Source organism: Streptomyces sp. NBC_00252, assembly GCF_036187565.1.
Taxonomy (GTDB): Bacteria; Actinomycetota; Actinomycetes; order Streptomycetales; family Streptomycetaceae; genus Streptomyces.
Genome location: NZ_CP108087.1, coordinates 8,435,116 through 8,448,069, shown reverse-complemented (window position 1 = coordinate 8,448,069; position 12,954 = coordinate 8,435,116). Strand labels below are relative to the sequence as shown.

General features: G+C 71.6%; 13 protein-coding genes. 5 read left to right on the top strand and 8 right to left on the bottom strand.

What is annotated here, in order from left to right; genetic code table 11:
• Window position 1: 1 nt before the first annotated feature.
• On the bottom strand, window positions 2-439 hold the full coding sequence (locus tag OHT77_RS37560) for a DUF4442 domain-containing protein (protein WP_266776222.1): 438 nt from the start codon (window positions 437-439) through the stop codon (window positions 2-4).
• A gap of 164 nt (window positions 440-603) precedes the next feature.
• On the opposite strand from OHT77_RS37560, the gene OHT77_RS37555 reads away from it, so the two are divergent.
• Both OHT77_RS37555 and OHT77_RS37550 read left to right on the top strand, forming a co-directional pair.
• Window positions 604-1,629: a hypothetical protein gene (locus tag OHT77_RS37555; RefSeq protein ID WP_328832806.1), complete on the top strand. Its 1,026-nt coding sequence runs from the start codon at window positions 604-606 to the stop codon at window positions 1,627-1,629.
• A 62-nt stretch (window positions 1,630-1,691) separates the two neighbouring features.
• Entirely contained in the window at window positions 1,692-3,023 is a 1,332-nt protein-coding gene (locus OHT77_RS37550; RefSeq protein ID WP_328832805.1) for an MFS transporter, read from the top strand.
• On the opposite strand, the gene OHT77_RS37545 is transcribed toward OHT77_RS37550, so the two are convergent.
• The 3 genes from OHT77_RS37545 to OHT77_RS37535 all read right to left on the bottom strand — a co-directional run bounded on the left by OHT77_RS37545 (window position 2,985) and on the right by OHT77_RS37535 (window position 6,134).
• Complete coding sequence (locus OHT77_RS37545; RefSeq protein WP_328832804.1) at window positions 2,985-3,830, bottom strand: spermidine synthase; 846 nt, start codon at window positions 3,828-3,830, stop codon at window positions 2,985-2,987. The genes OHT77_RS37550 and OHT77_RS37545 overlap by 39 nt on opposite strands.
• Window positions 3,831-3,955: 125 nt before the next feature.
• Window positions 3,956-5,125 (bottom strand): elongation factor Tu, encoded by a 1,170-nt coding sequence (gene tuf, locus OHT77_RS37540; protein WP_328832803.1) that lies wholly within the window; start codon window positions 5,123-5,125, stop codon window positions 3,956-3,958.
• A 286-nt stretch (window positions 5,126-5,411) separates the two neighbouring features.
• On the bottom strand, window positions 5,412-6,134 hold the full coding sequence (locus OHT77_RS37535) for a DNA alkylation repair protein (RefSeq protein WP_328832802.1): 723 nt from the start codon (window positions 6,132-6,134) through the stop codon (window positions 5,412-5,414).
• A 50-nt stretch (window positions 6,135-6,184) separates the two neighbouring features.
• Here OHT77_RS37535 and OHT77_RS37530 point away from each other — a divergent pair, with 50 nt between their 5' ends.
• Window positions 6,185-7,006 carry a TVP38/TMEM64 family protein gene (locus tag OHT77_RS37530; RefSeq protein ID WP_328832801.1) on the top strand — a complete coding sequence of 274 codons (822 nt, stop codon included), beginning with the start codon at window positions 6,185-6,187 and terminating at the stop codon, window positions 7,004-7,006.
• 13 nt (window positions 7,007-7,019) lie between these two features.
• Here OHT77_RS37530 and OHT77_RS37525 read toward each other — a convergent pair whose 3' ends face one another.
• Complete coding sequence (locus OHT77_RS37525) at window positions 7,020-8,189, bottom strand: thiolase family protein (protein WP_328832800.1); 1,170 nt, start codon at window positions 8,187-8,189, stop codon at window positions 7,020-7,022.
• Window positions 8,190-8,314: 125 nt separating this feature from the next.
• Here OHT77_RS37525 and OHT77_RS37520 point away from each other — a divergent pair, with 125 nt between their 5' ends.
• Entirely contained in the window at window positions 8,315-8,785 is a 471-nt protein-coding gene (locus OHT77_RS37520) for a winged helix-turn-helix transcriptional regulator (RefSeq protein WP_328832799.1), read from the top strand.
• Window positions 8,786-8,823: 38 nt separating this feature from the next.
• On the opposite strand, the gene OHT77_RS37515 is transcribed toward OHT77_RS37520, so the two are convergent.
• Genes OHT77_RS37515 through OHT77_RS37505 form a run of 3 tightly spaced genes read right to left on the bottom strand, consistent with a single transcriptional unit; the run spans window position 8,824 to window position 11,629 of the window.
• On the bottom strand, window positions 8,824-9,537 hold the full coding sequence (locus OHT77_RS37515) for a cupin domain-containing protein (protein ID WP_328832798.1): 714 nt from the start codon (window positions 9,535-9,537) through the stop codon (window positions 8,824-8,826).
• Window positions 9,531-10,457, bottom strand: coding sequence for a PmoA family protein (locus OHT77_RS37510; RefSeq protein WP_328832797.1), 927 nt, complete (start codon window positions 10,455-10,457; stop codon window positions 9,531-9,533). Before OHT77_RS37510 ends, OHT77_RS37515 begins: the two co-directional genes overlap by 7 nt.
• Window positions 10,454-11,629 carry a Gfo/Idh/MocA family protein gene (locus OHT77_RS37505; protein WP_328832796.1) on the bottom strand — a complete coding sequence of 392 codons (1,176 nt, stop codon included), beginning with the start codon at window positions 11,627-11,629 and terminating at the stop codon, window positions 10,454-10,456. The genes OHT77_RS37510 and OHT77_RS37505 overlap by 4 nt, the downstream gene beginning before the upstream one ends.
• Before the next feature lie 351 nt (window positions 11,630-11,980).
• Here OHT77_RS37505 and OHT77_RS37500 point away from each other — a divergent pair, with 351 nt between their 5' ends.
• The gene (locus OHT77_RS37500) at window positions 11,981-12,856 is read left to right on the top strand and encodes an undecaprenyl-diphosphate phosphatase (RefSeq protein ID WP_328832795.1); all 876 of its coding nucleotides are present in this window, start codon (window positions 11,981-11,983) and stop codon (window positions 12,854-12,856) included.
• The last annotated feature ends 98 nt before the right edge of the window (window positions 12,857-12,954 follow it).

The following is a 12,954-nucleotide window of genomic DNA, read 5'->3' as shown; positions in this document are numbered from 1 at the left end:
CTCAGCCGTTCGGGCGGAGGGTCCAGGTGACCGTCATCTCGCCGGTGACGGCGCCGTCCTCGCGCTGGATGGCGACGGTGACGGGGAACTCGGGGCGCCGGCCCGCGTCGAGTTCGGCGACGACGTCGGCGGCGGGGCGGCCGAGGGTCGCGGTGGCGCGGACCGGGCCGAGGGCGATCTTCTTGAACGCGATCTCGGCGTTGACCGGGAGCGGCACGGCCCGGGAGAGCTGGTCGCCGAAGGCGGCGAGGACGATCGCGCCACTGGCGGACTCGCCGAGGGTGAACATCGCGCCGGCGTGCGGTCCACCGACGTGGTTGCGGTACTCGCTCTGGTCCGGCAGGGCCAGCACGGCCCGCTCCGGACTCGTCTCCAGGTACTCCAGGTTCAGGGTCCGAACCATCGGCACCGTGGCGGCGAGCAATTCGCCTATCGACATCTGGTCAGCACTCATGACGGTGATGTTACCCACGAGTAGCCACATCTGGCCAGGTGTGTGCGCCCGCACACCCCGCGCGGCCGTCCCCTCGGTATGGAGTTGGTACGACCCTGACAAGGGGCGGTGACCCAACCGTGTCCGGGGCCGCACTAGGGTTACCCCCCATGTGGCCAGGACAGCAGCCGCCCGGGGGCGAGCAGAACCCGCAGGACAACCCGTACCAGCAGCCGGGGTACCAACAGCCGAATCCGTATCAGCAGCCCGGCTATCAGCAGCCCCCTCCCTATGGGCAGCAGCCGCAGTGGGGCGCGCCGGGTCAGGCGGGCGGACCGCAGCCGCCGCAGTCCCCGCAGGGCGGGGGCGGCGGGAACCGGACGAAACTGATCGCGATCATCGCGGCGACGGCCGTCGTCGTGGCCGCGGGCGTGACCGGATTCCTGGTCCTGGGCGGCGACAAGGACGACAAGGCGGACGGCGGCAAGGACAAGGCGAGCCAGTCGCCCTCGACGTCCGCCGACCCGAGCGCGTCCTCGTCCGGTTCGGACGACAACCCGCGCGGCAACGAGACCGAGAAGCCGACGATCGCGGGCTGGAAGGTCGTCGTCAACCAGAAGTACGGCACCGCGTTCGACGTCCCCGCCGACTGGCAGGTCGGCAAGCCGGGCACGTTCACCTTCTTCGAGGACGAGGTGAAGGGCGACGGCTCCCCGTACATCGGTTTCTCCGCGCCCGCCTATCTGAAGGAGAACTGGTGCGAGTCCGACGACAACAAGGACGGCACCAAGGAGACCTCGTCGCTGGCGTCGAGCGGCACCAAGGGCGAGGACGGCGCGAAGGACACCGCGAGCACCGCACGCGGTGACGCCGCCGCGTTCGCGTTCGGCGGGTACACGGACCAGAAGGACTCGTCCAAGAAGTACCTGAAGATCGGCGCGGCCAAGCCGTACACGACGACGTCCGGTGTGAAGGGCAGCGTCGCCACGTCGTACACGACGGGTGTCCCGAAGACCGGCAAGTGCTCCTCGGACGGCAAGGCGACCACGTTCGCCTTCAAGAACTCGGCGGACGACTTCGTCTCCTGGACCCTCTACGGCGCGAAGGGCGTCAGCGAGGAGATCCCCGACGCGACGATCCAGAAGATCCTCAGCACCGTACGACTGCACGGGGACCCGACGGGCGCAACGAGCTGACAGCCGTGGGCCGTTGACCGTTCGGCTGGATTCCGACGGCAATCCGTTTGGCGGGGTGTGGCATGGGCGGCGATAGTCGGCCGGTGACCGCCACCCCCGCCTCCCGCCGACCGCGCCGACCCGACTGGGCGGGCCGCAACTACTCACTGCTGACGGCCGCCGCGGTGGCCACCGGCCTCGGGGGCAACGGCGCGCTGATCGCGTCCGCGTTCGCCGTGCTGGAGGCGGGCGGCGACGGCGGCGACGTGGGCCTGGTGGCGGCCTCGCGCACACTGCCCCTGGTGCTGTTCCTGCTGATCGGCGGCGCGATCGCGGACCGCGTGCCGCGCCACCACGTGATGGTCGCGGCGAACGCCCTGAGCTGCGTCTCGCAGGCCGCCTTCGCCGTGCTCGTCCTCACCGGCGAGCCCCGCCTCTGGCAGATGATGCTGCTGACCGCGCTGGGCGGCACCGGGCAGGCGTTCTTCGGCCCGGCCGCCGAGGGCATGCTCATGTCCACGGTCAGCGGCGAACAGGCGGGCCGCGCGTTCGCGGTCTTCCGGATGGCGATGCAGGGCGCGTCCCTGGGAGGGGCCGCGCTCGGCGGCGCGCTGGTCGCGGCGGTCGGCCCGGGCTGGGTGCTCGCGGTCGACGCGGCGGCCTTCGCGGTCGCCGGCGGACTCCGCTCCTTCCTCGACGTGAGCCACATCGCGCCACGCGCACCGGGCGGCGGCATGCTGGCCGATCTCCGGGACGGCTGGCGGGAGTTCATCGGCCGCCCCTGGCTGTGGTCGATCGTCGTGGCGTTCTCCATCGCCAACGCGGTCGTCGGCGCGGCGGGCGCGGTCTACGGCCCGCTCGTCGCCCGCGACAGCCTCGGCGGCGCCGGTCCCTGGGGCCTGGCCCTGGCCGCGTTCGGCGCGGGCACGGTCGCGGGCGCCCTGCTGATGACCCGCTGGAAACCCCGCCGCCTGCTCCTCGCGGGCATGCTCGGCATCTTCCCCCTGGCCCTCCCGTCCGCCGCACTCGCCGTACCGGTCCCGGTCGGCGTCCTCTACGCGGTGATGTTCGTCGCGGGCGCCACGGTCGAGGTGTTCGGCGTGAGCTGGATGACCGCCCTGCACCAGGAGATCCCCGAGGAGAAACTCTCCCGCATCTCCGCCTACGACTGGTTCGGCTCGATCGCCCTCATGCCGCTCGCGGCAGCGGCGGCCGGCCCGGCGGAGTCCGCCTTCGGGCGTACGACCGCGCTGTGGGGCTGCGCGGGGCTGGTCGCACTGGTCACCGGGGCGGCGCTGTGCGTACCCGAGGTACGGAACCTGCGGCGACGCACCGCGACGACACCCGCGGAGCGGCCGGACCCGACGGCGGACGGATCAGCCGATGCCGAACGCCCCGTCGGGGGGCTCGGGTGACGGAACGGCGTTCTCGTCCTCGACGGGCCGCGCCGAACCGATGAACTTCCTTACCGCGAGCCCGTGTTCGAGCCGCGCGGGAAACGCGTCCGAGGCCACGAGCCGGACCAGGGCCGCCGTCTCGACCGGCTGATCCGAGGCGACGAGCACCGCGTTGCCGAAGCGCCGGCCGCGCAGGACGGCCGGCTCCGCGATGAGGGCCAGCTCCTGGAACACCGCGCCGAACGTGGCGAGTTGGGCACGCAGAAAAGCGAAGGGGGCCGCGTCCGCGAGGTTGGCCAGGTAGACCCCGTCGGCACGCAGGACGCGGGCGGCCTCACGGGCGTAGGCGAGGGACGTGAGGTGCGCCGGAACCCGCGAACCGCCGAACACGTCGGCCACGATCACGTCGGCCGACCCGTCAGGCGCCGCCTCCAGCCAGGCACGCGCGTCGGCACCGTGCACGGTCACACCGGAGCCGTCCGGCAACGGCAGGTGCTCGGCGACCAGTTCCAGCAACCCGCGGTCCGCCTCGACCACGTCCTGCCGCGACCCGGGCCGGGTCACGGCCACATACCGGGGCAACGTGAGCGCCCCACCGCCGAGGTGCAGCACGTCCAGCGGCAGCCCCGGCTCCGCGACGACGTCCAGCACATGCCCGAGCCGCCGCGCGTACTCGAACTCCAGATGCGTCGGCTCGTCCAGATCCACGTAGGACTGCGGAGCCCCGTCGACGGTCAGCAGCCAGGCGCGATCACGGTCGACGTCGGGCATGAGCTTGGCGGTGCCATGATCGACATCACGCGTCACGGGTATCGGCTCGTTCACGGGGTCCATTGTGCCGGTGACGGCGGAACGCCGGGTTCGGTCGGCGCCCCGAAAGGGGCGCGGGGAACTGCGCGACCAGCCCCCACCGGCCCGCAGCCACCCACGCCCCTCAGCCACCTAAGGGTTCAGTCGACCTCCGTAACCGTCCCGGCCCCCACAGTCCGCCCACCCTCACGGATGGCGAACCCCAGCCCCGGCTCCAACGGCACGTCCCGCCCCAGCTCGACCGCCATCGTGACGGTGTCCCCCGGCCGCGCGACGACCACCTCCCCAAGGTCGATGTCCCCGACCACATCCGCGGTACGGATGTAGAACTGCGGCCGATACCCCGTGGACACAGCGGTCGTACGACCGCCTTCACGCGCCGACAGGACATACACCCGCGCCGAGAACCGCCGCCGAGGCACCACACTCCCCGGCGCCGCGACGACATGCCCCCGCCGAACCGCGTCACGGGGCACACCCCGCAGCAGCAACGCCACGTTGTCCCCGGCCTGCGCCTCGGCCATGGGCTTGCCGAAGGTCTCGAGCCCGGTCACCACCGTGTCCAGGCCCGCGCCGAGCACTTCGATCCGGTCACCCACCCGGACCGTGCCCCGCTCGACCGCCCCCGTGACGACCGTCCCGCGCCCGGTGATCGTGAGCACGTTCTCGACCGGCAACAGGAACGGCGCGTCCAGATACCGCTCGGGCATGGGCACATACGTGTCCACGGCGTCGAGCAGCGCGTCGATCGACGCGGTCCAACGGGGGTCCCCCTCAAGGGCCTTGAGACCGGACACCCGTACGACGGGCACGGCGTCGCCGCCGTAGCCGTGCGCGGTGAGCAGTTCGCGGACCTCCAGCTCGACCAGGTCGGTCAGCTCGTCGTCGCCCGCGTCGGCCTTGTTGAGCGCGACCACGATGTGGTCGACGCCCACCTGCCGGGCGAGCAGCACGTGTTCGGCGGTCTGCGGCATGATCCCGTCGAGCGCGGAGACGACGAGGATCGCCCCGTCGAGCTGCGCGGCGCCGGTGACCATGTTCTTGACGTAGTCGGCGTGGCCGGGCATGTCCACGTGCGCGTAGTGCCGGGTGTCGGTCTCGTACTCGACGTGCGCGATGTTGATGGTGATGCCGCGCGCGGCCTCCTCCGGCGCCCGGTCGATGCGGTCGAAGGGTACGAAGGTGGACGCCCCGCGCTCGGCGAGGACCTTGGTGATGGCGGCGGTCAGGGTGGTCTTGCCGTGGTCGACATGGCCCATGGTGCCGATGTTCAGATGCGGTTTGGTGCGCACGTATGCCGTCTTGGGCATGGCTGTACCTCGAAGCCTCTCCAGAGGTGAAAAGCGGGGACCCCGAGGACTCGCCGACCCTCCCCCTGCGGGGTCCGCCGGACGATCCGGAGAGGGTCAGCTTCGGGCGCCGTCGACTGCGGCGACTGGAGCGGGAACGGCAGCCTTCGTGGCACCCGCGACGGCGGGTGCTGCGAGGTGGAAGGCGTACCGGAACATGAGGCCGATCATCGCCGACGCTTTGCCCCGAGTCGAATGGTTTTAGCGGGCCTGGGAGTTCGCTCCCCCACCGGCCCCTTCAGTGCTCTCAGGCACCGATGTTCTTCAGCGCCTCGCGTACCGAAAGCGGCGCGAACCGCCCCTTCTCCCGGGCCAGGAAGCCGCGTACCGCCTCCGGGTCCGTCTTCGCGTACTCGCGCAGGCACCAGCCGATCGCCTTGCGGATGAAGAAGTCAGGGTGCCCGGACTGGCGCAGGCAGTACGCGAAGAGGCGTTCGGTGTCGGTGCGTTCCTTGTAGCGCAGTTGGTGGAGGAGGGCCGTGCGGGCGACCCACATGTCCTCGTCCACGATCCACGCGTCCATGTCACCGACCAGCTTGGGATCGGCGGCGACCAGGCCTCCCACCACGTGGGCGGCGAGTGCGTCGACGGTGTCCCACCAGGGCACGGTCGAGACGAGATACCGGGCGACCGGCAGGAAGCCGGACGTGCACTGCCTCACATGGCGGCGCAGATAGTCGACCGCGAAGTACTGGTACTCACGCTCCGGCAACTCCCAGCAGCGCAGGGCGATCGCGGTGCAGTCGGCCTCGTCGGGGCGGGGCGTGCCCTCAAGGACCGTGCGGGACAGGGCGCGGCGCAGGGGTGTGGTGAGGCCCAGGAAGGGCGCCACGTCCTTCATGTACGCCCGCATGGACGCGGCCCGCTCCGGGTCCGCCGCGGCGGCGTACGTGACCGTCAGCCGCTCCAGCACGGTGTCGGCGAGGACGCTGCCGGGCACCCGCACGGTGCCCGCACCTGTGACGCTCATGAGACGAACCATACGGCGATCACATACACAGGTCGGTTAGTGTCGCCGACATGCTCGCCGATGCCACCACCCGTTCTGGGGGCACCGCCACGGCCGCTCCCCAGGCCACGGACCGGATCACCGGCACGGAGTTCGCCGTGGCCGTGTCCGTCCCCGCGGTCATGCCCGTCGCGCCTCTGCTGCCCGTCGTCCCGACCGGTTTCGCCGCGCGCTGCACGAGAGCCCTGCTCTCGCCGTGGTCGCGGCTGTCGCTGCTGCTGGTCCTGCTCGCCGGGGCCGCGTCGACGGTGCTGCTGTTCCACCCGCAGCGACTGCTGTCGGACGGCTGGCCACCCCAACTCGGCGGCGCCATGGCCGCGTTGGTGTTCGCGGCGGCGTACGGCCTGTGCAGCGTGGCCTTCGTGCCGCGCCCGCTGCTGAACCTCGCGGCGGGCGCGCTCTTCGGCTCCCAGCTGGGCACCGGCGCGGCGCTGGCGGGCACGGTGCTCGGCGCCGGGATCTCCTTCGGCCTGGGCCGGGTGCTGGGCCAGGACGCCCTGCGCCCACTGCTGCGGGGCCGCTGGTTGAAGGCCGCCGACGGCCAGCTCAGCAAGCACGGCTTCCGGTCGATGATGGCGGCCCGGCTCTTCCCGGGACTGCCGTTCTGGGGCGTGAACTACTGCGCCGCCGTCTCCCGTATGCGCTGGACGCCGTTCCTGCTCGCGACGGCGCTCGGGTCGATCCCGAACACCGCGGCCTACGTCGTCGCCGGCGCCCGCGCCTCCAGCCCGACGTCCCCGGTCTTCCTGATCGCGATGGCCTGCATCGCCCTGCCCGCCCTGGGCGGCGCGGTGGTGGCCTGGCGCAAGCGCCACCACCTGCGCGGCGACTGACGCTCCCAGGGCGTCACACGGCTTCCAGGATCATCGCGTTGGCGAGGCCGCCCGCCTCGCACATCGTCTGCAGTCCGTAGCGCGCCCCCCGGTCCCGCATCGCGTGCACCAGGGTGGTCGTCAGCCGCGTGCCGCTCGCCCCCAGCGGATGCCCGATGGCGATGGCCCCGCCGTGCACGTTGACCTTGGCGAGATCGGCGCCCGTCTCCTGCTGCCAGGCCAGAACGACGCTGGAGAACGCCTCGTTGACCTCGAACAGGTCGATGTCGTCGAGGGTGAGCGAGGCCCGGCGCAGCACCTTCTCGGTGGCCGGGATGACCCCGGTCAGCATGAGCAGCGGGTCGGAGCCGGTCACGGCGAAGCTGTGCAGCCGGGCGAGCGGGCGCAGTCCGAGCCGGGCCGCCGTCTCGCTCGACGTGATGAGGACGGCGGAGGCGCCGTCGTTGATCGGGCTGGAGTTGCCCGCGGTGACGTTCCACTCGATCTGCGGGAAGCGCTCGGCGTACGTCGCGTCGTAGAAGGCGGGCTTGAGGCCGGCGAGGATCTCGGGGGTGCTGCCGGGCCGTACGCAATCGTCGCGCGAGGCGCCCGCCAGGGGTGCGACCTGGGCGTCGAAGAGTCCGGCGTCCCAGGCGGTGGCCGCCTTCTGGTGCGAGGAGACCGCGAAGGCGTCCAACTGGTCGCGTGTCATCGACCACTTGGCGGCGATGAGCTCGGCGCTGATGCCCTGCGGGACGAGGCCCTCCGGGTAGCGCCCGGCGACACCGGGGCCGAAGGGATCCGTGCCGGGCAGCACGCTCGACCCCATCGGCACGCGCCCCATGGACTCCACCCCGCAGGCCACGACGATGTCGTACGCCCCGGAGATCACGCCCTGCGCCGCGAAGTGCACGGCCTGCTGGGAGGAGCCGCACTGCCGGTCCACCGTGGTCGCGGGCACCGACTCCGGGAAGCCCGCGGACAGCACGGCCTGCCGGGTGATGTTGACGGCCTGCTCACCGACCTGGGTGACCGTGCCGCCGATGACGTCGTCGATGACGGCCGGGTCGATCCCGGTGCGCTCGACGAGGGTGCGCAGGGTGTGCGAGAGGAGTTCGACGGGGTGGACCTGGGCGAGGGTGCCGTTCGGCTTGCCCTTGCCTACGGGCGTGCGTACGGCTTCGACGATCACTGCGTCACGCATGGGGCGGGCCTCCGTTTTTCCGGCAAGCACTGCTGGTTCCAGCGAGCACAACTAGTGAGTAGGAAATCCGAACTCACCATAGTCCTGTCAGTTTGAAAATCAAACCCTCCTCTAAACTGGATGCCATGGCCGCCCCCAAAGACCCGCGCCCCTGCTCCATCGCCGACGCCCTCGCACTCGTCGGCGAGAAGTACTCCCTGCTCGTCCTGAGGGAGGTGTGCCTCGGCAATCGCCGCTTCGACCAGCTGGTCCGCAACATCGGCGCCCCGCGCGACGTCCTGGCCACCCGGCTGCGCCGCCTCGTCGACGCCGGGATCCTGACCCGGCGGACCTACAGCGAGCACCCGCAGCGCTTCGAGTACCGGCCCACGGAGGCGGGGCTGGAACTGGAGCCGGTCCTGATGACCCTCATGGCGTGGGGCGACCGCCATCTCCGGAAAGACGACGATCGCCCCATGGTGATCGAGCACATCTGCGGCAACGAACTGGTCCCCGCCGTCACCTGCACGGCCTGCGGTGACCCGGTGCGTCACGAGGACCTGACGGCCCACCCGCAGTCACCGGGCTGGACCGTGACGGGCCCGACGGCGGCCTGAGCCGACAGCGCCGGGCCTGCTTCCGAGAGGAACCGGGCTCACGCCCCCTTGTAGACGTCCAACCGCCCGCACATCCCGAACTTCCCGTACGCCGAAGGCTGTTCGGCCCGCACGACGGCATCGGCGAGGTGCGAGAAGTCGCCCTGCTCCAGCCGGTCGAGCTGCTCCCCGGTGGCCGTGGCAGCGGCCCGCGCGCCCCGCTCCCAGCGCTCGCGCCACTCCGTGAGCCGGGGTCGTACCAGCGCGGCGGCGGCCCGGTGGAACGCGGCCAGCGCTTCCGGACCGGCTGAGGAGCGCAGCGCCCGGTAGCCCTCCAGGGCGAGGTCGCGCCGGGCCCGGGCCACCCGTTCCTGCTCGGCCTCCGGTGCGTCGGCCGGGATCGTGGTGGCGGCCGCGTACGTCTCCGGGTCGGCGAGGTACCGCGGAGGCAGCGTGAGCACCGCGTCCCCCGCCTCGGGCAGGCCGCTGTTCTGCATGAGGACGGTGATGCGCAGGTCGTCCTCGTTGACGAGCCGGTGGACGGTGCCCGGCGTGAACCAGGCGACCGTCCCGGCCGCGAGCGGCGTCACCTCGTACCCGGAGGTGCTGAGCGTCTGCACCGCGCCGTGGCCGCCGGTGACGACGTACCCCTCCGAACAGGTCAGGTGCATATGGGGAGTTCCGCCGCAGACGCCGTCGGAGGCGGGCCAGTCGTAGACCGAGAGGTGCGAGACGGCGACCCCGCCCGGCAGCCCGGGGAAACCGCTCACCACGGGCGCGCCTCCAGGTACTTGGCGATCTCCTCCCGCTCCCACGCCCCGTCGGCCACGACGACCCGGTAGCGGCGGGTGAGCGTGTCACCGGGGGCGAGTTCCAGCTCGTCGTGGAAGGCGAAGGAGGGGGCGATGCCGGCGAAGGGCTCGTTGCGCACGAACCAGTGGGCGGGGTGGGTGCCCTCGGCGCCGGACTCGTCGTTCTCGGGGGCGTGCGCGAAGACGACGGTGGCGTGGCCGTCCGTGCCGTCGTGCTCGCCGGAGACCGCGAGCCAGGGGCCCTGGGAGCCCATCAGCTCGGGGCCCTCGCCGTCGGGGCCGATGATCCGGCCGTCACGGAAGGCGCGCGGGCCGCGCCAGAACAGGCCCGTATAGCCGGCCGCCTCGCGCCCGTGGGTGGTCGGACTGCCGAACCGCAGCGGCTCGTCACGGCGGTTGGTCACCGCGCTCGTCCAGGTCAGCGCCCAGGAACCCGACTCCGTGTCGACGTCGTGGACCTCGATCCGGCGCCGCTCGTCGGCCCAGAGTTCACCGCTGTACGGATGCCAGGTGAGCCGTTCCGCGATGACGAGACGGTCGGCGTCGGCGTCGATCTCGTCGAAGGCGACATGGGCCATCGACCCGACCCGCTCCGGGAGTTCGAGATACCCCTCGCCGTGCACGTAGGTGTTGCCGCCCCACAGGTTCTGGCCCGACAGATGCGAGGCGGTGAACTGGAGGCCCTTGTGCCAGCGGTGGTCGTTGGGCCGGTAGTCCGTGACGACGTCACCGGCAAGGGTCCGGATCGGGTGGAGGTACGGCTTCGGCGCCTCCCAGGCGGCCTCGGGCCGGTACACATAGCTGAACAGCTCGACGCCGGTGGCCGGTTCGGTCACCGTGACGCGGTCCCCGTGGGCGTGGACAATCCGCAGGCCGGTCACGCCGGCACCTCCTCGCGCGCCACGGGCGCCCAGCCGGGGGCGCCACCGTGCAGCGCCGTGTAATAGGGGTCTCCGGGGCCGATCTCGCCGGCCCGCACGGTCGTGTCCGTGAACGCCGACTTGTAGAGCGCGGTGATCAGCTCCAGGCTGGTGCGCCCGTCGGTGCCGCTGCTGCGCGGGCGTTGACCGGCGCGCATGCTCACGACGAGTTCACGCAGCTGCTCCAGGTGCGAACTCGGCACGTCGGGCCCGAAGTCCTGCCAGGCCGCCGCCTCCTCGCCCGACACGTCCGGGGCGGGGGTGACCCGCCAGTTGTCGTTGCTGTGCCCGTAGAGGTGGGTCAGCTCGACGGTGGCGCGCTCGCAGTCGATGCGGATACGGCTGACCTCGTCCGGGCTCAGCACGCTGTTCACGACGGTCGCCATCGCGCCGTTCTCGAAGCGGACCAGCGCGGTCGAGACGTCCTCGGTCTCCACGTCGTGGACCAGCCGCCCCGCCATGGCCTTCACCTCGCTCCACGGCCCGAGCAGATCGAGCAGGAGGTCCATCTGGTGGATGCCGTGTCCCATGGCGGGACCGCCGCCCTCGGTCTCCCAACGCCCGCGCCAGGGCACGGCGTAGTAGGCGGTGTCGCGGTACCAGGTGGTCTGGCAGTGCGCCACGAGCGGCCGCCCCATGGCCCGCTCGGCGAGCAGCCGCCGCACATGCCGGGCACCCGACCCGAAGCGGTGCTGGAAGACGATCGAGGCGTACGGCCCGCCGACCGTTCCCTCCTCGTCCTCCACGGCGTCGAAGTCGGCCAGCGTCGGCACCGGCGGCTTCTCGCACCAGACCCAGGCCCCGGCCCGCAGCGCGGCGATGGTCTGCGCGCGGTGCAGGGTGGGCGGGGTGCAGATGGTGACGAGGTCGGGCCGCTGTTCCCGGAGCATCCGCTCCAGGTCGGTGTAGGCGTGCGGGATCCCGGCCTCGGCGCTGAAGGCCTCGACCGCGTTGGCATCGATGTCAACGGCGGCGACGACCTCGGTCTCGCCCTCCTCGGCGAGCCGGGCGAGCGCGGGGAAATGGGACCCGCGGCCGATGGCACCGGCGCCGACCACGGCGGCCCGGACCCGTCGGCCGGTGAGCGGGGGCAAGGGCTGGAGGGCCCCGGGGTCGGTGGCGGGTGTGGACATGGTCGTGATCAGCACTCCTCCGGGGACAGCGAGCGCATGCAGCAAGCGCTTTCCTCCGCTGCAACGTATGCGCCGCCCCCGCAGCAGGTCAACACCGCGAAGCCGGAGTCGTCGGACCACTCGTAAAACCTCTGTGTACGGATACGTCCGGCGGCGACGAAACCTTCCGCCAGGAATGGTCCGACCGCCGCGGACCCCTCGCGTCCGGAGCCGCCCGTCGCCGTGAAACCCCTGTGTCGGGCCTGTCACACCGGGACGCTACGCTGCCCCTCACACACACCCGATCACCGCGCGCGGCGTTTTGGTGTGTCCTTTGCCCCTCCACGATCAGCACTTGGACGCCGTAACTCCATGTCTTGGTTTGAATCCCTCATCCTCGGACTCGTCCAGGGGCTGACCGAGTTCCTCCCCGTCTCCTCCAGCGCGCACCTGCGGCTGACGGCGGCCTTCTCCGGCTGGAAGGACCCGGGCGCGGCCTTCACGGCGATCACGCAGCTCGGCACGGAGGCGGCGGTGCTGATCTACTTCCGCAAGGACGTGGGCCGCATCCTCGCCGCGTGGTTCCGGTCCCTCGCGAACAAGGAGATGCGGCGCGACCACGACGCCCAGATGGGCTGGCTGGTGATCGTCGGCTCCATCCCGATCGGCGTGCTCGGGGTCACCCTCAAGGACGCGATCGAGGGCCCGTTCCGCGATCTGCGCATCACCGCCACGATGCTGATCGTCATGGGCGTCGTCATCGGCATCGCCGACCGCCTCGCCGCCCGCGACGAGCACGGCGGCCGGCACCGCGCCCCCAAGCAGCGCAAGACCCTGGTCGACCTCAACGCCAAGGACGGCCTCCTGTACGGCCTCTGCCAGGCGCTGGCGCTGGTCCCCGGCGTCTCCCGCTCCGGCGCGACCATCAGCGGCGGCCTCTTCATGGGCTACACCCGTGAGGCGGCGGCCCGTTACTCCTTCCTCCTCGCCATGCCGGCCGTACTGGCCTCCGGCGCCTTCGAGTTGAAGGACGCGACGGAGGAGGGACATGTGGCGTGGGGGCCGACGATGTTCGCGACGGTGATCGCGTTCGTGGTCGGTTACGCGGTCATCGCCTGGTTCATGAAGTTCATCTCCCACAAGAGCTTCATGCCGTTCGTCTACTATCGCGTCGCCCTCGGCATCGTCATCATCGCGCTGGTGACGGCGGGCGTACTGAGCCCGCACGCGGCGGAGTCGGCGGGCTGAGCCACCGGGCGGGGGTGACCAACTCATGGCGCTGACCCAGCAGTTCGCCCGGGTGACGCCCGAGTACCTCGACCGCTGCCGCGCTACGGCCCTCGACT

Excerpts from the sequence above, each read along its gene's own strand:
- OHT77_RS37560 (WP_266776222.1), bottom strand. The coding sequence starts at position 439 with ATGTCGATAGGCGAATTGCTCGCCGCCACGGTGCCGATGGTTCGGACC.
- OHT77_RS37520 (WP_328832799.1), top strand. The coding sequence starts at position 8,315 with ATGGCCGCCCCCAAAGACCCGCGCCCCTGCTCCATCGCCGACGCCCTC.
- OHT77_RS37535 (WP_328832802.1), bottom strand. The coding sequence starts at position 6,134 with ATGAGCGTCACAGGTGCGGGCACCGTGCGGGTGCCCGGCAGCGTCCTC.
- OHT77_RS37550 (WP_328832805.1), top strand. The coding sequence starts at position 1,692 with ATGGGCGGCGATAGTCGGCCGGTGACCGCCACCCCCGCCTCCCGCCGA.
- OHT77_RS37525 (WP_328832800.1), bottom strand. The coding sequence starts at position 8,189 with ATGCGTGACGCAGTGATCGTCGAAGCCGTACGCACGCCCGTAGGCAAG.
- OHT77_RS37500 (WP_328832795.1), top strand. The coding sequence starts at position 11,981 with ATGTCTTGGTTTGAATCCCTCATCCTCGGACTCGTCCAGGGGCTGACC.
- tuf (WP_328832803.1), bottom strand. The coding sequence starts at position 5,125 with ATGCCCAAGACGGCATACGTGCGCACCAAACCGCATCTGAACATCGGC.
- OHT77_RS37530 (WP_328832801.1), top strand. The coding sequence starts at position 6,185 with ATGCTCGCCGATGCCACCACCCGTTCTGGGGGCACCGCCACGGCCGCT.
- OHT77_RS37555 (WP_328832806.1), top strand. The coding sequence starts at position 604 with ATGTGGCCAGGACAGCAGCCGCCCGGGGGCGAGCAGAACCCGCAGGAC.
- OHT77_RS37505 (WP_328832796.1), bottom strand. The coding sequence starts at position 11,629 with ATGTCCACACCCGCCACCGACCCCGGGGCCCTCCAGCCCTTGCCCCCG.